General features: G+C 51.4%; 23 protein-coding genes and 4 tRNA genes. All 27 read right to left on the bottom strand.

The window, feature by feature from the left end; all coding sequences use genetic code 11:
• Window positions 1-16: 16 nt before the first annotated feature.
• Window positions 17-1,579, bottom strand: coding sequence for a ribonuclease Y (rny, locus tag KF749_16400; protein ID MBX2992733.1), 1,563 nt, complete (start codon window positions 1,577-1,579; stop codon window positions 17-19).
• Between the two features lie 374 nt (window positions 1,580-1,953).
• On the bottom strand, window positions 1,954-2,289 hold the full coding sequence (locus tag KF749_16395; GenBank protein MBX2992732.1) for a cell division protein ZapA: 336 nt from the start codon (window positions 2,287-2,289) through the stop codon (window positions 1,954-1,956).
• 52 nt (window positions 2,290-2,341) lie between these two features.
• Window positions 2,342-2,641 carry a hypothetical protein gene (locus tag KF749_16390; GenBank protein ID MBX2992731.1) on the bottom strand — a complete coding sequence of 100 codons (300 nt, stop codon included), beginning with the start codon at window positions 2,639-2,641 and terminating at the stop codon, window positions 2,342-2,344.
• 33 nt (window positions 2,642-2,674) lie between these two features.
• Window positions 2,675-5,086: a phenylalanine--tRNA ligase subunit beta gene (pheT, locus tag KF749_16385; protein MBX2992730.1), complete on the bottom strand. Its 2,412-nt coding sequence runs from the start codon at window positions 5,084-5,086 to the stop codon at window positions 2,675-2,677.
• A gap of 47 nt (window positions 5,087-5,133) precedes the next feature.
• Window positions 5,134-6,141, bottom strand: a complete 1,008-nt coding sequence (pheS, locus tag KF749_16380; GenBank protein ID MBX2992729.1) for a phenylalanine--tRNA ligase subunit alpha — start codon at window positions 6,139-6,141, stop codon at window positions 5,134-5,136.
• Window positions 6,142-6,226: 85 nt separating this feature from the next.
• Entirely contained in the window at window positions 6,227-6,574 is a 348-nt protein-coding gene (gene rplT / locus KF749_16375; protein ID MBX2992728.1) for a 50S ribosomal protein L20, read from the bottom strand.
• Between the two features lie 71 nt (window positions 6,575-6,645).
• Window positions 6,646-6,840 (bottom strand): 50S ribosomal protein L35, encoded by a 195-nt coding sequence (gene rpmI / locus KF749_16370; GenBank protein MBX2992727.1) that lies wholly within the window; start codon window positions 6,838-6,840, stop codon window positions 6,646-6,648.
• Window positions 6,841-6,853: 13 nt separating this feature from the next.
• Entirely contained in the window at window positions 6,854-7,432 is a 579-nt protein-coding gene (gene infC, locus KF749_16365) for a translation initiation factor IF-3 (protein MBX2992726.1), read from the bottom strand.
• A 46-nt stretch (window positions 7,433-7,478) separates the two neighbouring features.
• Window positions 7,479-9,422 (bottom strand): threonine--tRNA ligase, encoded by a 1,944-nt coding sequence (thrS, locus tag KF749_16360; GenBank protein ID MBX2992725.1) that lies wholly within the window; start codon window positions 9,420-9,422, stop codon window positions 7,479-7,481.
• Window positions 9,423-9,523: 101 nt separating this feature from the next.
• Window positions 9,524-9,597: transfer RNA gene (locus KF749_16355), tRNA-Val, on the bottom strand.
• A gap of 50 nt (window positions 9,598-9,647) precedes the next feature.
• Window positions 9,648-9,733, bottom strand: a tRNA-Leu gene (locus KF749_16350).
• A gap of 35 nt (window positions 9,734-9,768) precedes the next feature.
• A tRNA-Cys gene (locus KF749_16345) sits at window positions 9,769-9,840 on the bottom strand.
• Entirely contained in the window at window positions 9,820-10,077 is a 258-nt protein-coding gene (locus KF749_16340; GenBank protein MBX2992724.1) for a GIY-YIG nuclease family protein, read from the bottom strand. The genes KF749_16345 and KF749_16340 overlap by 21 nt, the downstream gene beginning before the upstream one ends.
• Before the next feature lie 226 nt (window positions 10,078-10,303).
• Window positions 10,304-10,376: transfer RNA gene (locus KF749_16335), tRNA-Gly, on the bottom strand.
• 208 nt (window positions 10,377-10,584) lie between these two features.
• Entirely contained in the window at window positions 10,585-11,058 is a 474-nt protein-coding gene (gene greA, locus KF749_16330; protein MBX2992723.1) for a transcription elongation factor GreA, read from the bottom strand.
• A gap of 145 nt (window positions 11,059-11,203) precedes the next feature.
• Window positions 11,204-12,448: a bifunctional 3,4-dihydroxy-2-butanone-4-phosphate synthase/GTP cyclohydrolase II gene (locus tag KF749_16325; GenBank protein MBX2992722.1), complete on the bottom strand. Its 1,245-nt coding sequence runs from the start codon at window positions 12,446-12,448 to the stop codon at window positions 11,204-11,206.
• An 18-nt stretch (window positions 12,449-12,466) separates the two neighbouring features.
• Window positions 12,467-12,808 carry a preprotein translocase subunit YajC gene (gene yajC / locus KF749_16320; GenBank protein MBX2992721.1) on the bottom strand — a complete coding sequence of 114 codons (342 nt, stop codon included), beginning with the start codon at window positions 12,806-12,808 and terminating at the stop codon, window positions 12,467-12,469.
• 34 nt (window positions 12,809-12,842) lie between these two features.
• Complete coding sequence (gene tgt / locus KF749_16315) at window positions 12,843-13,970, bottom strand: tRNA guanosine(34) transglycosylase Tgt (protein MBX2992720.1); 1,128 nt, start codon at window positions 13,968-13,970, stop codon at window positions 12,843-12,845.
• A 46-nt stretch (window positions 13,971-14,016) separates the two neighbouring features.
• Entirely contained in the window at window positions 14,017-14,415 is a 399-nt protein-coding gene (locus KF749_16310; protein MBX2992719.1) for a VanZ family protein, read from the bottom strand.
• Window positions 14,412-15,989 carry an NAD(P)H-hydrate dehydratase gene (locus KF749_16305; GenBank protein ID MBX2992718.1) on the bottom strand — a complete coding sequence of 526 codons (1,578 nt, stop codon included), beginning with the start codon at window positions 15,987-15,989 and terminating at the stop codon, window positions 14,412-14,414. The genes KF749_16310 and KF749_16305 overlap by 4 nt, the downstream gene beginning before the upstream one ends.
• 8 nt (window positions 15,990-15,997) lie before the next feature.
• Window positions 15,998-17,437 carry an NADH-quinone oxidoreductase subunit N gene (locus tag KF749_16300; protein MBX2992717.1) on the bottom strand — a complete coding sequence of 480 codons (1,440 nt, stop codon included), beginning with the start codon at window positions 17,435-17,437 and terminating at the stop codon, window positions 15,998-16,000.
• Between the two features lie 153 nt (window positions 17,438-17,590).
• Entirely contained in the window at window positions 17,591-19,315 is a 1,725-nt protein-coding gene (locus KF749_16295) for a Na(+)/H(+) antiporter subunit D (protein MBX2992716.1), read from the bottom strand.
• The gene (locus KF749_16290) at window positions 19,305-19,517 is read right to left on the bottom strand and encodes a hypothetical protein (GenBank protein MBX2992715.1); all 213 of its coding nucleotides are present in this window, start codon (window positions 19,515-19,517) and stop codon (window positions 19,305-19,307) included. Before KF749_16290 ends, KF749_16295 begins: the two co-directional genes overlap by 11 nt.
• Window positions 19,514-21,010, bottom strand: a complete 1,497-nt coding sequence (locus tag KF749_16285) for a monovalent cation/H+ antiporter subunit D family protein (protein MBX2992714.1) — start codon at window positions 21,008-21,010, stop codon at window positions 19,514-19,516. Before KF749_16285 ends, KF749_16290 begins: the two co-directional genes overlap by 4 nt.
• 4 nt (window positions 21,011-21,014) lie before the next feature.
• Complete coding sequence (locus tag KF749_16280) at window positions 21,015-22,505, bottom strand: monovalent cation/H+ antiporter subunit D family protein (GenBank protein ID MBX2992713.1); 1,491 nt, start codon at window positions 22,503-22,505, stop codon at window positions 21,015-21,017.
• The gene (locus tag KF749_16275) at window positions 22,502-22,867 is read right to left on the bottom strand and encodes a cation:proton antiporter subunit C (GenBank protein MBX2992712.1); all 366 of its coding nucleotides are present in this window, start codon (window positions 22,865-22,867) and stop codon (window positions 22,502-22,504) included. The genes KF749_16280 and KF749_16275 overlap by 4 nt, the downstream gene beginning before the upstream one ends.
• Window positions 22,860-23,300 carry a sodium:proton antiporter gene (locus KF749_16270; GenBank protein ID MBX2992711.1) on the bottom strand — a complete coding sequence of 147 codons (441 nt, stop codon included), beginning with the start codon at window positions 23,298-23,300 and terminating at the stop codon, window positions 22,860-22,862. Before KF749_16270 ends, KF749_16275 begins: the two co-directional genes overlap by 8 nt.
• Between the last annotated feature and the right edge of the window lie 162 nt (window positions 23,301-23,462).

The raw sequence follows: 23,462 nt of genomic DNA, 5'->3' as shown, positions 1-23,462 counted from the left end.
TTCTGAATGGAGAACGTTACTTTGCTATGGCAACTGATCTGAATTCACGGATAACCATCACCTTGATTTGGCCCGGGTATTCCATCTCCTGCTGGATTTTGGCCGCAATATCGTGCGCGAGTTGATCTGCCATTGCGTCGTCGACCTTTCCCGGCTCGACAACAACGCGAATCTCGCGTCCGGCCTGAATGGCATAGGTCTTCTCGACACCCTGAAATGAGTTGGCAAAAGTTTCGAGCTTTTCGAGACGCTTGGCATATCCCTCCACCGATTCGCGCCGAGCTCCCGGCCGTGCGCCGCTGATCGCATCAGCAGCCTGCACAAGTGCAGCAATCGGCGATTCCATCGGGATATCGTCGTGGTGAGAGCCGATGGCATTCACCACAACCGGATGCTCACCATACTTCTTGCCGATTTCATAACCGAGCAGGGCGTGCGGCCCTTCAACCCCCTTATCGACACATTTCCCGACGTCGTGCAGCAAGCCCGCCCGCTTTGCGAGACCCGCATCAAGCCCGAGTTCGGCGGCCATCATGCCTGTCAGAAACGCTACTTCAATGCTGTGCTGCAACATGTTCTGGCCGTAGCTTGAACGATACTTCATGCGACCGATGAGTTTCAGAATTTCCTTGTGTCCGCCGTGCAAACCAAGTTCGAGAAGCGTGTTTTCACCCGTCTTGATGATATCTTCTTCCAGCTCCTGCTTGACTTTTTCGACTATCTCTTCAATCCTTGCGGGATGGATTCTTCCGTCAGCAATCAACCGTTCGAGTGACAATCGTGCAACCTCTCGACGAAACGGGTCAAACCCCGAGAGGATGACTGCCTCGGGGGTATCATCAACAATCACATCCACTCCCGTCGCGGCCTCGAATGCGCGAATGTTGCGGCCTTCACGCCCGATAATCCTCCCCTTCATTTCATCGCTTTGGATGTTCAGAACGCTGACTGTCGTTTCCACGGAATGGTCAGCGGCGGTGCGTTGAATTGCGTGAACGATCAGTTTTTGCGCTTCTTTCTTCGCATCGTCTTTCGCCTTGTCGCGCAGTTCTTTCAGCATGTGAGCTGCTTCCGAGCGGGCGTCGTTGGCAAGGTTTTCCATGAGAACCCGCTTCGCCTCTTCCCGCGACAACCCTGATGCCCGTTCGAGGCGGATGTTCTCTTCTCCGATCATCTGGTCGAGTTCGGACTGCCTTTTGTCGAGGGCTTTCCCCCGCTCTTCGATTTGCCTTTTTATCTGTGTCTGCTCGCGCTCTTTCTTGTTGATGAGTTCGACTTTCCGGTCGATGTTTTCTTCGCGCGAGTCAAGGGCCTTTTCCTGCGCCTGAAGTTTGCTGCGCTTGCTTTGAACGTCCGCATCGAACTCTTTCTTCTTCGAGTACCACTCGTCCTTCACTTCAAGCAGTTTTTCGCGCTTGAGTGTCTCCGCTTCCTTTTCAGCATCAGCGATCATCTTTTTCGCTTGATCGGTCGCAGTCGCTATTTTGTTTTCGCCGCTTTTCTGATTAAGAAACCATCCGATGAAGAAACTGATTCCGCAGGCAAGCAGCACCAACGGAACCAAAATATAAATGTCCATACCACCTCCGTATTCTCAGAATGATCCGCTACATCTCACCATCGCCGTAGCAAAAAAAAATCCGCACGGCACAACCGAACCAAAAGAGTCAATTAGTAAAGAACCTCTTTCCAAACATAATGGGTGCTCGCCTGGGCGCCTTTTACTTCCACACTCTCGCTCGTCACGCCAGTGGCATGATGTCATCGCAAGAATTCCGCCTAAGCGAAATGCGGCGTGTAATCAACGCCCACGAGTCGGGCTCCCTTATAAAAAATGTTGGTTCTTTATAATATGTTTGAGACGGTTGACGGTGCGGATTGTACAACATCCGTACTCGGCGTTCCTTGTGCCATAAAAGAACAGAAAACTCCTTTTTGTTGAATGAACACGGGTTAGTTCTCCTGTAAGCAGGTGTCGAGGTAATTGTTAAGCTTGGTAATTTCACTTTCCACAGCCGATGCCATTGCCTTCGATCGTTCCCGTTCTTTGAAGAGGTCTTCCGTGATATTCAACGCAGACAGTACAGCAACGGTCAGCGTAGGCTGCTCGGGAATCTTGTTATGGATGGTGGTGATCATTTCATCAACGTATGTTGCCACCCGCCGAGTGAAATCCTCACTCTCTCCCCGTAGCGGATACTCCGACCCGAAGATCTTTACTCGAATGCTTTTTCTGTCTGCCGACATTGTAGTTGCCTTTTTGTAACCGAACCGTTGACTGTCTCTCATACGCTTGCGCGTACGGCACATCGTGAGTCCCGACATAGCGAAATGGACGAGCCTACAAGTAGGCGTCAATTCTCGCCAGTAGTTCCTTCACCTTTGCGGTGAGCTGCTCGCGTTCACCATTCGACATGCCGATCGAAGATTTTGCTTCGCCGGCTGCGGCAACAAGCCGTTGCAGTTGTTGCTCTCTGGCCGCGAGTTCACCCTTCAACTTCCCCACCTCCTGCCGCAACACGTGAACTTCGGATGTCAATGCTTGTTTCTCTTCCCGCAAACGGACAATGGTATCGCCAGCCCGTTTCGCCTTTTCCCACAACGCTTTGACTGAATCCTCGATTTGCGCAAGCTGCTCCACTCAAGAGCCTTGTTGTTGTTTGTGAATTCGTTGTTATGCGCTTCTCAGTTCTGCGCCGAGTTCGCTCTCCGCCTTTGAAACAATGCGTCGGACCTCTGAATCAATTTCATGATCAATGAGGGTCTTTTCATGCGACTGGAGGACCAACGTGAACGCGAGACTCTTTTTTCCCTTCGGGAGATTCTCGCCTTCGTACATGTCAAACAACTCAACTTCCTGCAATAGACCGCTGCCGGATTCCTTCATACATTGTTCCAGCGCCTCTGCTGTAACATTCGAATCCACAACAAAAGCAACATCCCGATGTACTTTCGGAAATTTCGGCAACGCCGTATATTTCCTTTTCTTGTCGGTTTTGAGAGTTGAAAGCGTCAGTTCAGCGACAAACGCTTCCTGCTCAAAGCCAAATCTCTTGCAAACCTCCTCTTTAACCTTCCCGAGAAATCCTGCTGTCGTACCGTTGATTTCAACGAAGATAGGATTCTCAGCTAAAGTTTCACTCGTAGAATAATAAATATAGCGCCAACTGTCAAGCCCGCACGCGTCCAGAAGGTCGGCAACCTCCCCCTTGAGGTCATAAAGGGTGACCGGTTCAGATTCCGTGTTCCAATGTTTGGGGCGGCTCTGCCCAGAAAGAAACAGGCAAACCCGCTCATCCTCCCGAATATTCCCGACCATTTGAGGTTCGGTATCCCCCCTGAAAACATGCCCTATTTCGAACAGTCTGAGGTCTGAATTACCATAACTCTGGTTGCGCACAGCAGCTTCCAGCAGGCCGGGAATGAGACTCGTCCGCATGGTGGACATCTCTTTGCCGAGAGGATTCATCAAAACCACCGGCGCTGCTCCCGCAAGACGGGCTGTCTCTTCTGATTGGATGGAAATGGTCAGCGCCTCATGATAGCCAAACCCGACGAGAGTATCACAGATGCGGTCGGCAAGGATCTGTTTGCTGAAAGGGTGATTGAAGTCGATCGCAGAAACTGTCTTGCTTTCGATGTTATTGTACCCGAACACGCGGGCTACTTCTTCAATCAAATCGATTTCACGTCCGATATCCACACGAAATGTTGGTATGCGAAAGAAGTTCTTGTCTCCGGAACCCTTCACTTTGGCAATACCAAGCTTCTTCAGACATAACACAACTTGGGTGGAAGAGAGCGAAGTCCCAAGGAGTTGATTACATCGGGAGGTTCGCAATGGCACAATCCGCTCTTTGATATGCTTCGGATAGATGTCGACTGTTCCCCTCAACAATTCACCGCCGGCAGTTTGCAGAATCAACTCCGCCGCTCTGTCAAGAGCGTACGGTATGGCATGAGGATCGGCGCCACGCTCAAATCTATATGCGGCATCAGAACTCATACCCAACGCTTTTGCCGTGCGACGGATGCTTGAAGGATTCCAGTACGCGCTTTCAAGAACAACATCTGTTGTCGTGTCGGAAATCTCTGAATTCTCCCCTCCCATAACTCCCGCAATGGAAACCTCACGCTCTCCATCACATACCATTACCGCTCCCTCTGGAAGGGCATGCTCCCTACCGTCAAGAGTCGTGAACGACGTGCCTGCCTTTGCCTTCCGGACAATGATTTTGTTCCCCCGCAACTGTGCATAATCAAACGCATGCATCGGCTGTCCGCATTCAAGCATCACATAGTTTGTCACGTCGACAACATTGTTGAGAGGCCGCAACCCTGCAGCGCGCAAAGCATGCTGCAGCCAATCGGGTGAAGGGCCAATCGTGACACCTCGAACAACTCTCACCGCAAACCGGGGGCAATTGACTTTGTCTTCAACCTTGACGGAGAAGTGTTTGGCAACAGAAACCTTCGACTCTTTCACCTTCACCTTTGGAAGAGACGGTTGCTTACCGACAAGGATGCCGATCTCCCGCGCTACACCGAAGTGACTCAACAAATCAGGGCGATTGGGTGTAATACCGATTTCGTATGCAATGTCATCTAAACCCAAATAGGAAGAAAGCGATGTACCGATCTTCGCTTTCCGGTCGAGCACGAGAATGCCATCTTTGTCGGGGCCGAGGTCGAGTTCATATTCCGAACAGATCATTCCGAACGAATCGACGCCGCGCAACTTCACGTGTGAGAGGGTGAACGGTTTGCCGTTCGGGTCGTGCTGATTCTTCGGGATAACTGCTCCTGAAAGGCCGACGGCTACTTTCTGTCCTGCAGCAACATTCGGCGCGCCGCAGACAATTTGCAGGACTTCTTTCCCGACTTCAACCTTGCAGACGGTGAGTTTGTCCGCGTTTGGGTGTTTTTGCACCTCAAGCACTTTTCCGATGACAAAGCCGTTGTATTTCTCTCCCAAACGTTCGTAACCCTCGACTTCAAGTCCGAGCATCGTGAGTTCTTCGCTCAACTCTTCAGGAGTGAATCTAAATTTGATGTATTGTTGTAACCAGTTGTGCGAGAGCTTCATTGCTTTTTCTTGCAGTAAGATGAACCACCGAGTTTACACGCTTTCCCTTAGAACTGCCTCAAAAATCTCACATCATTCTCATAAAACAAACGGATATCATCGACCCCGTACAGAAGCGCAGCCGTGCGTTCAATGCCCATCCCGAAAGCATACCCGGTGTACTTCTGCGGATCGTATCCGACCGACAGGAATACATTCGGATCGACCATTCCGCAACCGAGAATCTCAAGCCAGCCGGAATGCTTGCACATGCGACACCCCCTCCCCTTGCAAATGAAGCACGTTATATCCATTTCCGCGCTTGGCTCGGTAAACGGGAAAAAACTCGGGCGAAACCGGTACTTAATGTCCTTTCCGTAGAACTGACGGGCGAAGGAGAGCAACGTTCCTTTCAGCTCGCTGAACGTAATCCCGACATCCACGGCAAGTCCTTCGACTTGATAGAAGTTGCATAAACTCCGTGCGCTCACCGCCTCGTTGCGATACACCCTCCCGGGCATGATGGTTCGAATGGGAGGATTGGTATTCTCCATGACCCGAATCTGGACAGGCGAGGTATGTGTACGCAGAAGGATATTCTTATCAATGAAGAACGTATCCTGCATATCACGTGCCGGATGGTCGGGCGGAAAGTTCAAGGCTCCGAAGTTATGCCAGTCATCTTCTATTTCCGGACCGTCAGCGATGCCGAATCCCATCCCGACAAAAATCGACTTGATCTCGTCTAGCGTTTGCATCAGCGGATGTTTCGTACCAAGGAATTTTCGTCGCCCCGGCAGTGTTGGGTCGAGTTGCGCCGACACATGTGGTGCGGATTTCAGCGAGGCTGCCTTTTCGTCGAACAATGATTGCGTCCGTTGACGAAGCTCGTTGAGTTGTTTGCCGGCCATGGGTTTTTCCGCTGTAGGAACGTTCTTCAACTCATCGAAGAGCAAGGCAACGAGACCTTTTCGCGCAAGGAATTTGATACGGAATGCTTCAAGCTGGCCAGCGGTTGTTACCGAGGCAATCTCCGCTTCGACCTGTTCGCGAAGCTCTGCAATCTTGGTTTGCATGATAGGCAGGAGTGATATGAAAAATCTTCCTGCGCAGGGACGTTCTTGCGAACGCCCTGCAACAACAGGAAGACGCTGAAAGAACTTACGCGTTGGCGAACTTCACAACCTCGGCAAATGCTTCCGGGTTGCTCACTGCAAGTTCCGCCAACACTTTGCGATTGATATCGACTTTCTTTTTGCTGAGTCCGTCAACCAATCGTGAATATGTTGTGCCGTTCAATCGTGCCGCGGCGTTGATGCGCGTGATCCACAATTGACGGAAGGTCCGTTTCTTCGCCTTGCGGTCACGGTAGGCATACTGGTAGCCTTTATCGACGTGATGCTTGACGACGGTGAGGACCTTGCTTCTCGCACCCCATGAGCCTTTCGCTTGCGCGAGAATGCGCTTGCGACGGCGATGGGAGGCAACTTTGTTTTGCGAACGTGGCATAGTTGCTCTTGTCCTTTGTGTAGTTGATAAATACTCCCGCCTTCGGCGGGACGTGAATTACAGTCTTGATGTTACATAGCAAGCATTGTCTTCACCTGCTTCTCGTCCTGTTTTGCGACGAGTCCGCCGAGGCGAAGTTTGCGCTTGCGCTTCCTTGATTTCGATGTGAGAATATGGCTGCGGTAGGCGGTTGCACGCTTCACTTTTCCTGTTCCTGTTACCGTGAACCGCTTCTTTGCGGCACTCTTGGTTTTCATTTTTGGCATTGAGGAATTTCCTTTATGATGCTTGTTCCGGTTTCAAATTCTGTTTCTTGTTTTCTGAAGCACCCTGCTTGCTTGATGTGTCATCGGCCTTTGAGGCTTTCTTCCGCTCAGGAGCGAAGATTGCAATCATGCTGCGGCCTTCCATATGCGGGGCCTGGTCTACTTTTGAGAACTCGCTTACACGTTCCGAAAACCGCGTAAGCAGATCTTCACCCTTCTCTTTGTAGGTAATCTCCCTGCCTTTGAAAACGACGCTTGCCTTCACTTTGTGGCCGTCTTTGAGAAAATTGATCGCGTGACGTACCTTGAAATCAAAATCATGCGTGTCGGTGTTCGGGTGGAACCGGAGTTCCTTGAGCAACGATACGTGCTGGTGTTTTTTCTGAATCTTGTCCTTTTTTGCAAGTTCGTATTTGAACTTACCGAAGTTGATCACTTTGCAGACGGGCGGATTGGCGTTGGGTACGATTTCCACCAAATCGGCATCACGCTCACGCGCAATCTGGATTGCATCACGGGGCGACATGACTCCGAGTTGAGCGCCGCGATCATCAATCACCCTGATTTGCGTTGCGCGAATATCCTCGTTCACGCGAATTTTTTCTTTGGCGATGGGAGGCCTCTTCTTTTGTTATTCTTTACCAGTGAATTGTTTTGTTGTCGATTTCTTCTTTCGCTGTACGGAGAAATTCTTCCCGTTTCATTGAACCGATATCCCCTTTCTTGTGCTGACGAACCGCAACGGCATTGGCTAATTTCTCCTTCTCGCCAACGACGAGCATGTAGGGCACTTTCTTGGTCTCCCACTCACGGATTTTGTAACCGATCTTCTCATTCCTATCATCCAACTCCACACGAATACCGTTCGCGGCATATTCCTTCTCGATGCTGCGGGCATACTCAACATGCGCGTCAGTTATCGGAAGAATCACCGCCTGCACCGGCGCAAGCCAAAGAGGAAAATCGCCGGCATAGTGTTCAATCAGCACGCCGATGAATCGCTCAAGGGAACCGAACGGCGCCCGGTGTATAATCACAGGGCGATGTTTCTGGCCATCGCTGCCGACGTATTCAAGCCCGAAGCGTTCCGGCATAACATAATCCACCTGAACTGTTCCAAGTTGCCAAGTTCGTCGCAACGAATCTTGAACCATGAAGTCGATCTTGGGACCGTAGAACGCAGCTTCACCAATCCCAATATAGTAATTTAGCTTCTTTAAGTCAGCCGCTTCCTTGATTTCCTTCTCTGAACGTTCCCACATGGAGTCTTCGCCGCCGTATTTTTCCTTGTTTTTCGGGTCGCGGAACGAGAGCCTCGTCTTGAAATCCTTGAACCCGAGGGTATCGAAAACAAGCTGAATCAACTCGATCACATCACATAATTCGTCTTTAAGTTGATCGGGTCTGACGTACATATGCGAGTCGTCCACAGTGAACGACCGTACGCGAGTCAGCCCGTTCAGCTCGCCGGATTGTTCATACCGGTACACAGTCCCGAATTCGGCAATCCGCAATGGCAAATCGCGGTGACTGCGCGGCTTAGCCATGTAGATTTGGTGATGATGAGGACAGTTCATCGGCTTTAGCAGGTACTCTTCATCCTCCACCACAATAGGGGCGAACTGGCTATCCTTATAGTAGGGATAGTGCCCGCTGGTTTTGTAGAGATTGAGATTGCCGATATGCGGTGTCACAACCGGCAGGTAGCCCCGTTTCCGCTGTTCATCACGCAGGAAATTCTCCAGCGTTTCCCTGACGATTGTTCCTTTCGGCATCCAAATTGGAAGTCCGCCCCCGACTTTCGGAGTAAGGAGAAACAATTCCAACTCCTGACCGATCTTCCGATGGTCACGTCGCTTCGCTTCTTCGAGCCGGAACAGATACTCATCCAGTTCCTTCTGGTTGGGAAAGGTGATGCCATAGATGCGTTGAAGCATCTTGTTTTTTTCGCTTCCTCTCCAATACGCCCCGGCCACACTAAGAAGCTTGATCGCCTTGATTCTTCCCGTTGACGGGATATGAGGTCCGAAGCAAAGGTCGGTGAAGCTGCCCTGAAGGTAGAAGGTGATCTGCTCCCCTTTTAGTCCATCAAGTAACTCGAGTTTGTACGGATCATTCTTTTTCGTGAAGTACGCGACGGCATCATCCCACGAAATCACTTCCCGTTTGTAGGGGACATCCCGCTTTGAGAACTCGGCCATCTTCTTCTCAATCTCGACCAGATCACCTGCGGTCAACGAGTGATCCCCCATATCAATATCGTAGTAGAAGCCGTTTTCAATGGGTGGTCCGATGCCAAACTTGGTGCCCGGAAAGAGAGTCTCAACGGCTTCAGCCATCAGATGGGCCGAACTGTGCCAGTAGGTTCGTTTCGCTTCATCATCTTCCCACTTATGCAGCTTGATTGCCGCATCATGCTCGATTGGGCGGAACAAGTCAACAACCTCACCATTGACGGAAATGGCAAGCACAGCCTTTGCCAATCCGGCACTGATGCTCTCGGCGATTTGCTGTCCGGTTACGCCCTTGTCATACGAGCGAACCGCCCCGTCGGGGAATGTAATGTGGATTTGATTTGCCATAGATATCTTATGTCCGCCAGAACCTCGGACGGCGCTTTCATTGCATGTACGTACAGAAACGAAAATCGTCCCGGGGCCTTATCGGCGGGACGATCATCATGTGGGCGATACAGGAGTCGAACCTGTGACCTCTACCATGTCAAGGTAGCGCTCTAACCAACTGAGCTAACCGCCCGCTACCGTTACATTGAAACCAGCTTAGGTTGTTCCGAGTATAGAATTATGTACCGAGGGCCGGACTTGAACCGGCACGGGCCTTGCGACCCTCAGGATTTTAAGTCCTGTGCGTCTACCAATTCCGCCACCCCGGCATGAAACCTGACGGCGTCAGGCGGAAATTCATTTGAGGCGCCGCGCGGATTCGAACCGCGGCATAAAGGTTTTGCAGACCTCTCCCTTACCACTTGGGTACGGCGCCGTTCAATATCTCCTTCAGCTCTTGCCTACCTTTCCCACTCTTCAAGAATCTCTCTCTTCTCTCAGCCTCTTCTCTGGTCAGGTATTCCTCGTGATAGACCAGAACAAATGGACGCCGCCTTCTTGTTGACTCCGTCTTACCCGCATTGTGTTCACCCAGCCGTTTCGTTATGTTCACCGTGGAGCCAGTATAATGCTTTCCGTCTCGCAAACTCCGTAGTACATATACGTAGAACACTCGACTCTCCCTTACCACTCTTGCCCGCCTGCGGCGGGTGCGGTACGGGGCCGGATCATTCAACTCAACCCACATGAGGTCACATCCTCGAGCACTTCCGCAGACAAACAAAACCCCGCCACCTGGTGGGATTTGGGGCGGCGGGGCCACTTTAAAGAGGAAGTGTATTTTTCAGACAATCAGCGCGATTACTGAGTGTCCAAGTTGTCCCAACGAATTGGGACAGAGCGGGAAACGGGACTCGAACCCGCGACATCAACCTTGGCAAGGTTGCGCTCTACCAACTGAGCTATTCCCGCATTGGTGCATCAATATACGCAACTGCCTCTTTGCGTGCAACTACCGGATGTCAACGAACAAAGCTGAGTGCTTGAATGATACCAATGCGATTTGCAAAAAATATACGTTTGATACTCTTCAAAGTCAAGGGCACGAACCCCAGGCATCGGCAATAAAAAACCCCGCCACATTCGTGGACAGGGTTCGGAAATCAGCAAAATGCTATTACTATCGGTTGATATCCACGATTTGGTATTTGAGCATACCTGCCGGAACACTTATATCTACCGCGTCCCCCTTTTTTCTTCCAAGCAGGGCCTTTCCAATTGGCGATGTTACGGAGATTTTGTTTGCCTCAAAATTGGCCTCTTCCGGCGCAACAAGAAGATATTCGAACAGGTCGTCTGTCTTCAAATCTCTCAGCTTTACTTTGCTCAAGATGTAGATCTTATCGTTGGGAAGATCTTTTGCATCGATCATCGTGGCCTTGGACAGAGTCATCTCCAGCTTCTGAATCTTGAGTTCGAGATGCTGCTGTTCCTCTTTTGCCGCCTCGTATTCAGCATTTTCGGAAAGGTCGCCATGCCCGCGAGCTTCGGCAATGACATTTGCCATTCGCTTTCTGCCGTTAGTTTTCAACTCTCGCAATTCTTGTTCGAGTTCCACCAAGCGTTCACGCGTCAAATAGATCGAATCGGACATGTACATCTCCAACATTGAATTCTGAACAAAATAAATAGCCATCATCCACTTGTGTGGATGGTGGCTAACCACCTTATCGGCTGGTATTAGGTAACGAATCCAACCGAAAAAAGCAAGGGAAAAATTGCTTGTGCTCGCTATCGACTTATTTGGCCTTCATTTTCGGGTCAACAAGAATCAAATGGCCCAGCTTGTCCCTTTTGGTCTTAAGATACCTTTCGTTGTGATCGTTCGGATCCATTTCGAGGGGCACCCGCTCCACGATATCAAGGCCGTAACCATGCAGACCAACCACTTTTTTTGGATTGTTTGTAAGAAGGCGGATTTTGGTGACTCCCAGGTCGCGCAGTATTTGGGCTCCAATACCATAGTCCCGAAGGTCAGCCCGGAAGCCCAACTTCTCGTTCGCCTCGACAGTATCGAGACCGTCATCTTGCAGTTTGTACGCCCTCAGTTTGTTCAGCAACCCGATACCTCTCCCCTCTTGCCTCATGTACAACACAACACCGCTGCCTGCTTTTTCAACCATTCGCAGCGCTGAAATGAGCTGCTCATTACAGTCGCAGCGCATCGAGCCGAACAAATCCCCCGTCAAACATTCGGAGTGAACTCGCACGAGTACGGGCTTGTCGGGGACAATCTCCCCTTTTGTAAGGGCAATGTGTTCCTTGCTGTCCGTCTCGCTTCGATACATATGAATCATGAACGACCCGTATTTGGTCGGAAGAAGGGTCTCGGCAAGTTTCTGAACGAGCTTTTCCTTAGTCATCCGGTATTCGATCAGATCTCGAACCGTGACAATTTTAAGATGGTGCTTCTCAGCAATCTTCATCAATTCCGGAAGGCGGGCCATCGTCCCGTCTTCTTTCAGAATCTCGCACAGAACCCCTGCCGGGTATAAACCGGCAAGTTTGCAGAGATCAACAACGGCTTCAGTGTGGCCGGCTCGACGTAGAACTCCTCCTTCCATCGCCCGCAGCGGAAAGATATGCCCGGGGCGTGCAAGGTCGCCGGGCTTGGTCCTGGGATTGATAAGCGCCCTCACCGTCGCTGCACGATCAGGGGCCGATACACCGGTGGTGGTTCCATGAATATAGTCGATCGAAACGGTGAACGACGTTTCGTGCAGCGAAGTGTTCGTCTCGACCATCATATCGAGACCAAGTTCTTTCGTGCGGTCGGGGAGCAGGGGTGTACAGATAATCCCTCTGCCGTTTGTTGCCATGAAATTAATCACGGTTGCGTCAGCAAACTCGGCAGCGCAGACAAAATCTCCCTCGTTTTCACGATCATCATCATCCACCACGATGATGATTTTTCCGTGTGCAATGTCGTGTATCGCTTCTTCGATGGTGTTGATACCGAGCTTGCGGCCCTGCTGTGATCGCATACAATCCTCTTCCTGCGCCTACTTTTTTTCGACAGCTTCGCCTTCACGCACAACAGATGCGATGGCGCCCTTTTCGAACTTTATCTTCACGTTGTCTGCAACCTGAACCAGCAGTGATTTTTCGTCAATGCCCGCTACTGTTCCATGAATGCCGCCCGTCATGATAACCTTGTCGCCTTTTTTCAAGGCTTCAATCAATTGTTGATGTTGCTTCTGTTTCTTCTGCTGGGGCCGCAAAATCATGAACCAGAAGATCGCAATGATCGACCCGAACATGATCAGCGTGCTGAACAGACCACCGCCTCCTCCGCCTTCTCCCGGTGGTGGTGCCATCAATATGAACGTCAAAAAGCTCAACATTTCCTCCTGATTCTGTTTTGATATGTTAAAGAGTTCACTCCGCTGTTTCTGCGGAGAGTTGCTTGAGTTGTTCGGCTTTCCATCCTGCGAAGCGATTCGCAACAATCGCCTCACGCGCAGTCCGGACAAGCCACAGATAAAACGTCAGATTATGAATCGACGCCAATTGCAGCGCCAGTATCTCTTTTGATCTCACAAGATGGCGAATGTACGCACGCGTGAAATTCCTGCAGCCGTAACATTTGCAGCGTTTATCAATTGGGCGGAAATCATCCGCATATCGCGCATTCTTTATATTGAGTCTTCCGTTTCGCGTGAAGAACAATCCGTTCCTCCCGTTGCGTGTCGGCATAACGCAGTCGAACATATCAATACCGCGCCCAATGCCCTCCAGAATATTCTCCGGCGTACCAACTCCCATCAAGTATCGGGGTTTCTTTTGCGGGAGAATCGACGTACATAATTCAGTAATCCTGTACATTTCTTCTGCAGGTTCGCCGACTGAAAGCCCGCCAATTGCGTATCCTTCAAAATCCATCTCCACCAGCACATGCGCGGAGGCTTCACGAATTGCCGGGTACGTCGAGCCCTGAACAATCGCAAACAGAGCCTGATCGACACCGTACAAAGCTTCTGTCTGCGAGAACCTGTTTTTGCATCGTCCGGCCCACCGCACCGTCATCTCGTTTGATGCACGGGCATAATCCTCATCACACGGATATGGCGTACATTCATCCAACACCATCATGAAGTCAGAGCCGAGCCCCCGCTGAATCTCTACAACGTTCTCGGGAGTGAACTTGTGCAACGATCCGTCATGATGCGATTTGAATGTTACTCCATCCTCATCCAATCCCCTCAATTCCGACAGGCTGAACACCTGATATCCACCGCTGTCCGTCAGAATCGGTTTGCTCCAATTCATGAACTTGTGCAGTCCGCCAGCCTTCTGAATCAACTCGACGCCCGGCCGCAAATACAGATGATACGTGTTACCAAGAATAATCTGTGCGCCCAGTTCATCAAGTTCACGCTGTTCCACAGCTTTCACGGTGCCTTGCGTCCCAACCGGCATGAAAATAGGGGTCGGAATATCACCCCTTTCGGTCTTTATGATGCCTGCCCGGGCCGCACCGTCAGTATGTAGCAGCGTGAAATGCAATAAACTGTCTCAAGTTACTCAAACATGCAAGGAAAAGCAATGAAGCTCAACGGATGCCTATCGACCTCGCCCGGAGCCAATGAAACCCGACGTAGACGATACCTCCGAGTGTATCGGCAAGCCAGTCATTCATGCGGCCGCTTCTGTTGGGAACGAATGATTGATGAAACTCATCAGAAATTCCGTATAGCGAAACGATGAGAATCGTGAACACGTAATGATGTCGTGCAAGAAACGGGAACTTGTCCTGATAACGAATTGCCCTGTGAACCGAAATGGCAAAGAGAACGTAGATGACGAAATGAATCAGTTTGTCTTGTGTGAAGATTCCTTCTTTCGGGATGAAATCTCCGGGAATCGACGATTGCACAAACAGTGCAAGAGCCCATGCAATCATCGGCCCCTGGTACCACAAGAAACGATTCTGCTTCAGCCGTTCTATCATGCCGTCTCAATCAACCGCAACGCCTCCGGAATGCAATCCAGAATATCCATTGCCATGATGCTTCGGGCGCCGAACTTCGCCGCTGCTCTGTCACCCGCCAGTCCATGAAGATACACTCCGGCGTACGCGGCAATATCTGCGTTGGCCCCTTGAGCACGAAGCGATGCGATAATCCCGGTAAGAACATCTCCTGATCCGGCGGTTGCCATTCCCGGATTCCCGGTTGAATTTAGAAACACACTACCGTCGCGAATGGCAGTCACCGTCGGAGAACCCTTCAAAACAACGATGCTGTTGAGCCCTTTTGCCTGGGTTCGGGCAACGTCAACGCGTTGCTGTTCGATATCTTCACCGGAGAGCTTTGTCAGAAGTCGCAACTCGCCGACATGCGGGGTGAGAATGGTCTCGTACTTTCTTTTTTTGAGAAGGGAAATGTCGTATGCCATCATCCCGATTCCGTCAGCATCGAGGATAAGAGGCTTGTCAATGTTTCTGACCAAGTGATGGACGAGCGTGCGTGTTTCTGGGTTTTGCGACAATCCCGGTCCCAGTGCAACAACATCAGCCCACTGGATTTGCTTATTGAGTCCCTCGATGGCCTGCATAGAAATCGTCCCCTCTTCAGTCTCGGCCAGCGGCGTGAACATAACTTCGGTGGATTTACGGGCGAGAGTTAGATGGATAGATTTCGGGATGGCCAGCATCACCCCACCCGCGCCTGTGTTCATCGCAGCCGTTGCAGTCATAAACGGAGCGCCGGTCAGATTGCGTGAGCCGGCAACAACAAGGACTTTCCCGACCGAGTATTTGTGCGCTGTGAGCGGGCGCTGCGGCAGGCTTCCGCGAACATCAGACAATTCAACACGATGCGTAGAGATTTCAGCCTGCCGGAAGATGAATTCCGGAATACTGATGTCAACAATCCGTACCATGCCGGAATGATCACGTCCGGCGCCAACGTAATGTCCAATTTTTGCAAGACCCATTGTCACAGTCAGATCGGCCCTCACGGCTATACCCTCGACAACTCCCGACGTCGCATTCACTCCTGAAGGAATATCCACCGAAGCTATGAATGCGCGTTGACTGTTTATCCATTTGATCGCAGCACGATAAAGTCCTTTCACCTCTCCCGCAAAACCCGTCCCGAATATCGCATCGACGATCACAGAGGATGAGGGCAACCTCAACAGTTGTTGTGCCTTCGACACTTCCACGAACGTAAGCGGCATCCAGTTCGAAGTCACCATCTTCAACAAAACGTCAAGGTTCGTCTTTGCATCTCCCTTCACCTCCCTCCTCTTTGCCAGCAAAACGACATGAACCTTGTAACCCCGATTCGCAAGATGCCGGGCAATCACAAAGCCATCCCCCCCATTGTTTCCTTTTCCGCATAGGACCACGATCCAATGATTCTCCGGAGGCGTCAGATTCCTTGCCTCCACCTCCTGAAGCAACACGTCAACGCATGCGCGCCCTGCATTCTCCATCAAGACGATGCCCGGAAGAGAATACTTCATGATGGCTGAACGATCGCATTGCTGCATTTGTTCAGCCGTCGCAAGGAGCTGCATTCGCGTGCCTAAAAGAAGTGCGAGATGAAATTCAGAACAGCGGAGGGATAGATGCCGAAGCCGAGCAGTGCAATTGCCGAAAGAACCAATGCCGTCATGCCCAGACGTGATTCCGGGACTGCAAGAACGGGAATGCTTTTTTCCCCCTCGGTGAAATACATCAGCACAACAAGGCGGAGATAGTAGTATGCCGAGATCACACTCATGAGAACCCCGAGAATGGCAAGCCACGTGTATCCGGCTTGAACGGCTCCCGCAAAGACATAGTACTTGCCGAAGAATCCGGCGAACGGCGGAATGCCGGTCAGCGAGAACATGAATACACCCATAAGCAGCGCAAGCGCCGGACGAGTGGCCGACAACCCGCGATAGTCGTCGAACGAGACGTTCTTGCCGTCTTCCGATTCGAGATAGGAGAGAATTCCAAAAGCGCCGACATTCATCATCGTGTAGGCAACAAGATAAAACAAGACTCCCTGCGCCCCGTAGCTGTTTGCCGCAATGACGCCAACAAGAATATATCCGGCATGAGCAATGCTCGAATACGCAAGCATGCGCTTGATGCTCGTTTGGGCAATGGCAATAACATTTCCGACAATCATCGAGAGCGCCGCAAGTACTGCCAAGACATCGCGTACCGGTTCAACGCCGCGAACAAGTGCAGGCGCGAACACAACAAGAACAGCGGCAAAGGCCGCAGCCTTGCCGCCCGTCGACATGAAGCCGCTGACCGTTGTCGGCGACCCTTCGTACACATCGGGAACCCACATATGAAACGGCACAGCAGCAATCTTGAACGCAAAGCCGATCAGCAGTAATCCGCAGCCGATAAGGAACATCATGGAGTTTGCGAGCATGCCGGCCCTACCGACGATGGAGGGAATGTGTGTCGTCCCAACCGAGCCGTATAACAGCGCAATTCCGTACAGAAGAAATCCCGTGGCGAACGCTCCAAGCAGAAAATATTTCAGGGCCGCTTCATTACTTTCGTTTCGACGACGGACGAATCCGGCCAAAATATAGAATGAGAGGGACATGAGTTCGAGTCCGAGAAACAGCGTCACCAAATCTGTTGCCGCCGCCATCAACATCATCCCGACAATCGCAAACAGGAGAATGGCATAGTATTCTCCGTGTTCAATGCCTTGTTTCTTGATGTATGATTTCGAAAGCATGACAGTGAGCAAACCGGCCACTGCGAATACGGCGGAAAAGAAAGACGCATACCCCCCTGTGGCAATCATATCCGAAAATGCAGTTCCGGTTGCCGGCAACTGCACCAGCGACACAATCAGGGCCGCAGCCAGACCTGCAATCGAAACCCAGCAGTTGATATCCTCTGTTTTGTTGTGAAGCGCTTCTATTGTCAGGACAACAAGCCCTGCGAGAGTTACGAGGGATATCGGCCCGATGGCAAGTGTGTCGTGAAGTAACTGGGAGAGATCCATTGTCAATTTTCAGGAATCGTTGTCAATCAAGGAATTGTCAGCCGACCGGCTGGTGATGCAAAGCATTCTTGTCGAAGTGACGCACGAAAATTATGAAAAGTCGGACAAAGATACAAAGCAACTCCCAACATGACCGTTGTCATCATTCGTGAACTACAGAAGTACAATCACTCCAAACAACACAACTACGCCCAGCAACACAAGCGCTATCAGCACCTCTGCAGGAGGACGATACACGTCAGGGTCAAAGTCTGCATCAGGGGCCTGAAGATTACGGGAGAAGAATATCGGGTTGCGGGCTCGATTGGCAATGTACTTCACGCCAATCAGGACGTTCTCTTCAACCCAATCAAAACCACGACCGGGACTATCAACAATAAGTCTTCGAATTACGGCGGCAGGTGTTCTGTAGAACCAATCAGTATCAAGTGTAATTGTTGGATGGCTGACGAACTTCGACTTCAACATCCAGAAGGCAACAAATGTGAACAGGAGAATCTGGACAGTTTCCATAAGATGATAGGCGGTATACGGCTCATACGTAACTGTATATGGGAGCATGTTGTATAGTAGTGAGGGAGCTACCCCGTAGACGAAACACAACATTGCGACAACGGCCATCCCCACGTGCATATTCACAGGCGGCTTTGTAACAGGGATATCACGATCAGCGCCAAACCAGGTCAATGCAGGAATCTTCAACCCAATTGAGAGAAACGTACCTACCGATGCGAGCATAAGAAGCAGCATTGGCGTATCCAAATGTGCTTCGCCTGCCGCACTGACAATCATGGACTTGCTGATGAACCCGTTGAAGAGCGGAAATCCCGAAATAGAGAACGCCCCGACCATGAACAGCCACAACGTCAGAGGTTGGGATTTTGCCAGGCCACCGAGGCCGGAGAATTTGCTTGTACCGGTTGTGTGAAGGACAACTCCCGCCCCCATGAACAACAACGCCTTGTACAGAATGTGACTGTACGCGTGCGCAACGGCCCCGTTCAACGCCATTTCGGTTCCGATGCCGACGCCCGCCACCATGTACCCCACCTGGCTGATGATGTGATAGGCAAGCACTTCGCGAATGTCGTTGGCAAGCACGGCAAACACAACACCGTACAGTGTCATGATCACACCAAAGATGAGGAGAATCTCCATTCCCGGAAACATGCGTGCGAGTACGTACACGGCGGATTTCGTTGTGAAGGCGCTGAGAAACACGGCTCCCGTCACGGTGGCACGAGGATAGGCATCCGCCAGCCAGGCATGAAGCGGAGGAACCGCGGCGTTCAATGCAACGCCGGAAAGAATCAGCCACGAAGCAATCGTTCCGTGTTCTGTCAAACGAACGATGTCAAGCGATCCGGTGTCGGCACTATGCAGCAGAATTCCGGCGAGCAACAGGCTTCCTCCAAAAAGATGGACAAGAAGATAGCGCATACCTGCACGCCCGGAATCGGCATTCCTTCTCGCCCACACGAGATACGCCGACGCGATCGCCATGAGTTCCCAGAACATCACAAGTGTAAGAAGATCACCCGCGAATGTAATTCCGACTGCACAGCCGGCATACAACAACGCCGCAACCTGCTGACCTGTTTCGTTGATATGAAGAGAATAGATACCGCCTGCAAAAGCGATAAACGCGAAGATGATTCCGAATACGCGGCTCAGTTGATCGACCTGACACAGAACAAGAGTATATTGCATAAATTTGCCAGTGACCAGCGATCCGTCGGGCAACATCCACACAACCACCAAAGAAGCGAGGGGAAAGAAAAGAAATGCTGTTGAGCGGAGACTCTTTGGCAGCAGCGGAAGGATTGCCGCGCCTAACAGCATCGGGAGAGCCGGTACCGTGAAGAGGTCACTCCACATCGTAGTAATCCTCCTCTCGTTGCAGAAACAATTTCCCGAGCGTTTTTGCAACGAAGATAATCGCCGTACAGCCCGCAAATCCAAAGAGTATGTAAAATGCCGGAATTGAACTCCACCAATGTTCCCCGTGCTCGATGGTGAATTCAACAACCAGCGATGCTAATGTCAGCAAGGAAATCGTAATCCAATGCCATCGCTTCATCTGTGAAATCCTCCGAATACACTCATGGCAATCATGGAGGAAAGATCATAGAAGCGAAGAAAGAGATTCGGCCATATGCCGAAGAGAATCGAAAGGGTTCCGGTCACCACAATAGGCACAACCATCAGCAACGATGCTTCGCCATACTTGTCAAACTGTGCGGAGGGTTTGAAGAACGCCCGGTAGATAATCGGAAAAAAGTATCCCGCATTCAGCAATCCGCTGACGAGGAGAATAGTCAACGCAATCGTATCCCCCGCCTCCAGCGCGCCGCCGGCGAGCAGCCATTTACTGGAAAAGCCGTTCACCGGAGGTATCCCTGCAAGTCCCAGCGCGCCAATTGTGAATGCTGCCATCGTCCAGGGCATGGCCTTTCCAATTCCATCCAACTCACTGATGTTCTCTTTGTGAACATTCACATAGATTGCGCCTGCGCAGAAGAACAGCGTGATCTTCATAGTTGCGTGCGTGGCAGTGTGCAGAAGGCCGCCGGTGAAACCTCCCGGTGAAAGCAACGCTGCCCCGAGAACGATGTACGACAAGTGCCCGACGGTTGAATAGGCGAGCCGCCGTTTGAGATTATCTTCACGCAAAGCGAGAATTGACGCAATCAGGATTGTTCCGCCGGCGAATGCGAGCAGGATATCATTCAAACCGAACTTCATCATCACGCCGGGACCAAACACAAATCCGACAACACGCATCACGCCGAACACGCCCGATTTCACAACGGCAACAGCGTGCAGCAATGCGCTCACCGGCGTCGGGGCGGCCATTGCTGCCGGAAGCCAACTGTGCAGCGGCATAATTCCCGCTTTCACTCCAACACCGCACAGGAACAGCACAAACAGCATTGTCATCGTCCCTTGAGGCACATCAACGCCGTCCAACAATCCGCCCGGAACAAAATCGAAGCTTCCCTTCAACTGGTACGTCCACGCTAACGCAGCAATCAACACAACTCCGGCCGTGAGAGTGTAAACGAGGTATTTCCGTCCTGCGCTGATGGCAACCGGCGTTTCTTTGTGGATGACGAGGGGATATGTTGCTATGGTCAGGATTTCATAAAAGATGAGAAATGTCAGGAGATTGGCGGAAAAGGCAATCCCTATCGTTGCGGAGAGGCAAACAGCAAAACTCGCAAAGTAGCGAGTCTGTTTGTGTTCGTCCAATCCCCGGACATATCCGATTGAATAGAAAGACGTGAATACCCACAGCCCCGATGCAATGAGGGCGAAGAACACGCCCAATGGATCGGCTTTCAATGCGAGGTTGATATTCGGCGAAATCTCAAGAATCTCTATGCTTGCTGCCTTGTTGGCAAGAGCATCAGGAAGCATCGAGAGAACGAGGCCGAACTTCACAACTGATGCGGCAAGAGTCCAGCCTTCACGTATGTTCGGCCACCGTGAGCTGAGAAGAATGAGCGGCACAATCGCCAGCGAGACTGCCACAGCATAGAATGGTATGAGTGATGTGTATTGCTCGATCATTGTGTTACAAACCGGATGGAATCATCAAGACAATAATCTCCGTGACAATCACTGCATTCAATACGCCCAACACCAGAAGTCCCGCAGCAAGTACTACCGTTGGCGCGAGCATCGAGAAGTTCACTTCCTTGCGAGGAAGGTGGATATCGGTTTCCTCGCCCTTCTTGTTACTCCTCAAGTAGACCTTCTCCAACACTCTGAAGAAGTACACGGCGTTCAGCAAGCTGCTGGCAAGAATGACAACAATGGCAATCCAATTGGAATTCTCAAATCCCGCCAACACAAGATACCACTTGCTGAAGAATCCGGCTGTAGGGGGAATGCCTATCATCGACAAAGAAAAGAGGGCAAACGCTGCCATCGTCCACGGCATTGCCTTGCGAAGAGAATCATCAAATGCGGGAATCGTTGAATGGCCAATCTGCAGGCGAAGGTTTCCCGCGACAAGGAAGAGTCCCCCCTTCATGAACGCGTGATTCAGAACGTGCAGAACAGCCCCGACGAGCCCCAGCGGATTGGCAAGTCCGATGCCGAGTCCGATATACCCGATCTGCGCAACGCTGCTATATGCCAGCATGCGCTTCAGTTCTTTTTGTGCGATGGCCATGACGGAGCCGAAGAGGATTCCGCCCAACGAAAGCCAGAGAATAATGTCTGCGACGGGAAGCGTATCACGAACGGTACCCGGTTCGAACGTGAAGAAAAGAATCCGCAGCAACACGTAGGCCCCGATTTTTGTTCCGATGGGCGCGATGAGGGCGGAGCTTGAAGATGGAGCATACGTGTATGCATCGGGCAACCATCCGTGAAGCGGAAAGAGTGCCATCTTGATTGCCAATCCGACAACCATCAGAATCAAACCGGCAACCACCGGAGCCTCGCTGACAACAGCAGGCAATATTTTCGTGAGATCCGCGATGTTCAACGATCCGGTCATGATATAGATGAACCCGACGCCGAGCAGGTAGAACGATGCGCCGATAGTGCCGACCAGCAAATACCGGAACGCTGCAACGGGTGACGGCTTTTCTCCCACGGCAATGAGCGCGTACCCGGCAAGCGAGCTGATTTCGAGAAACACGTACAGGTTGAACAAGTCACCCGCCATCACAATGCCGCTGAACCCGGTTAACAACAATAATGCAACCGAGTAAAAAGGAATAGCCCTGCCCGGCAGCTCCGCCGCCACAACTGTACGCGCATGAACGAACACAAGAACCGCCACTGTCAGCACCACAGTCATCATGAACGCGGACAACGGATCCAGTACATACTCAATGCCGATGGGCGCGACCCATCCGCCGAGATAGTACCGGACTGTTCCCACGATGATGGTCTGTCGCACGCCGAGCACTGCGACCACAAGCGCGGCAGCCACCGACGCAAGCGCCAGCGGAAATGCCAAGGCACGCTTCCATGATCCGAACACGGATACCGAAAGGGCGCCGAGCAGCAATATCAGCGGGACAAGAACCGGGAGGTTGTGTTCAATCATTTCATCCGTTGCAGCAAATGTGGCTCATCAAGAGTATGATACCTGCGGTAGATGCTCATGAGAAGAGCCAAAGCAAGCCCTATGGTAGCGACACCGACTACAATTGCCGTCAGCATGAGGGTATGTGGAATGGGATTGATATAGCCCGACGGATCGGCACCGATTTCGGGATCGATGACGGGAATTGTTGCATTCCACTTGCTCGCGCTGGCAACAAAAAACACAATGACGGAAGTTTGAAAGATCGTCATACCGATGAGTTTCTTGACAAGATTCTTTTTCACCAGCATCCCGTACAGGCCCACCACCGTCAACGCAAAGATAAACCAATACGCGTAGTAGGACAGGAAAAACTCAGCCATTGTCCGCCCCTCCCATGAGTTCATCGAAGATTGCGACAAGTGTCGCCGCCACTGCAATGCCAATACCAATCTCTACAACGAGAATTCCGAAAAAACGGAGTTTCGACGCGGCAACATCCTGAAACGGAAGAAGACTGTAGTCCAGGAAATACCCCCCCACCCCCATGGCGACCAGCCCGATTCCGAAAAACACCGCAGCACCGAGGATTCCAACAGGCGCACCAAGCGAACGTTTGAAATGCATCTGCGATGCTTCCTCTCCGACACATAATCGAATAAGCAAAAAGCTCGCGGCAAGCATGGCGCCCCCTTGAAATCCGCCGCCCGGACCGTAGTGCCCGTGAACAATGACATACAATCCGAACAACTGAATAAACGGAGCGATGAGTCTTCCCACAACAACAATAATCGGACTTTCGGAAAAGTGGGTCATTCCTTCCGTCTCCTCAAGATGAGAGTACAACAGAGTCCAGCCGTAAGCACAACAACCACTTCACCCAGCGTGTCAAAGCTTCGATAGTCGCCGAGAACGGTGGTAACAATATTCGGCGTTCGGGCATCTCTCATGGTGTTGCGAATGTAGTAGTTCGATGCA

The organism is Bacteroidota bacterium, assembly GCA_019637975.1.
Taxonomy (GTDB): domain Bacteria; phylum Bacteroidota; class Ignavibacteria; order UBA10030; family UBA6906; genus CAADGV01.
The sequence above is the reverse complement of the archived record's forward strand: the minus strand, read 5'-3'. Positions and strand labels throughout refer to the sequence as shown.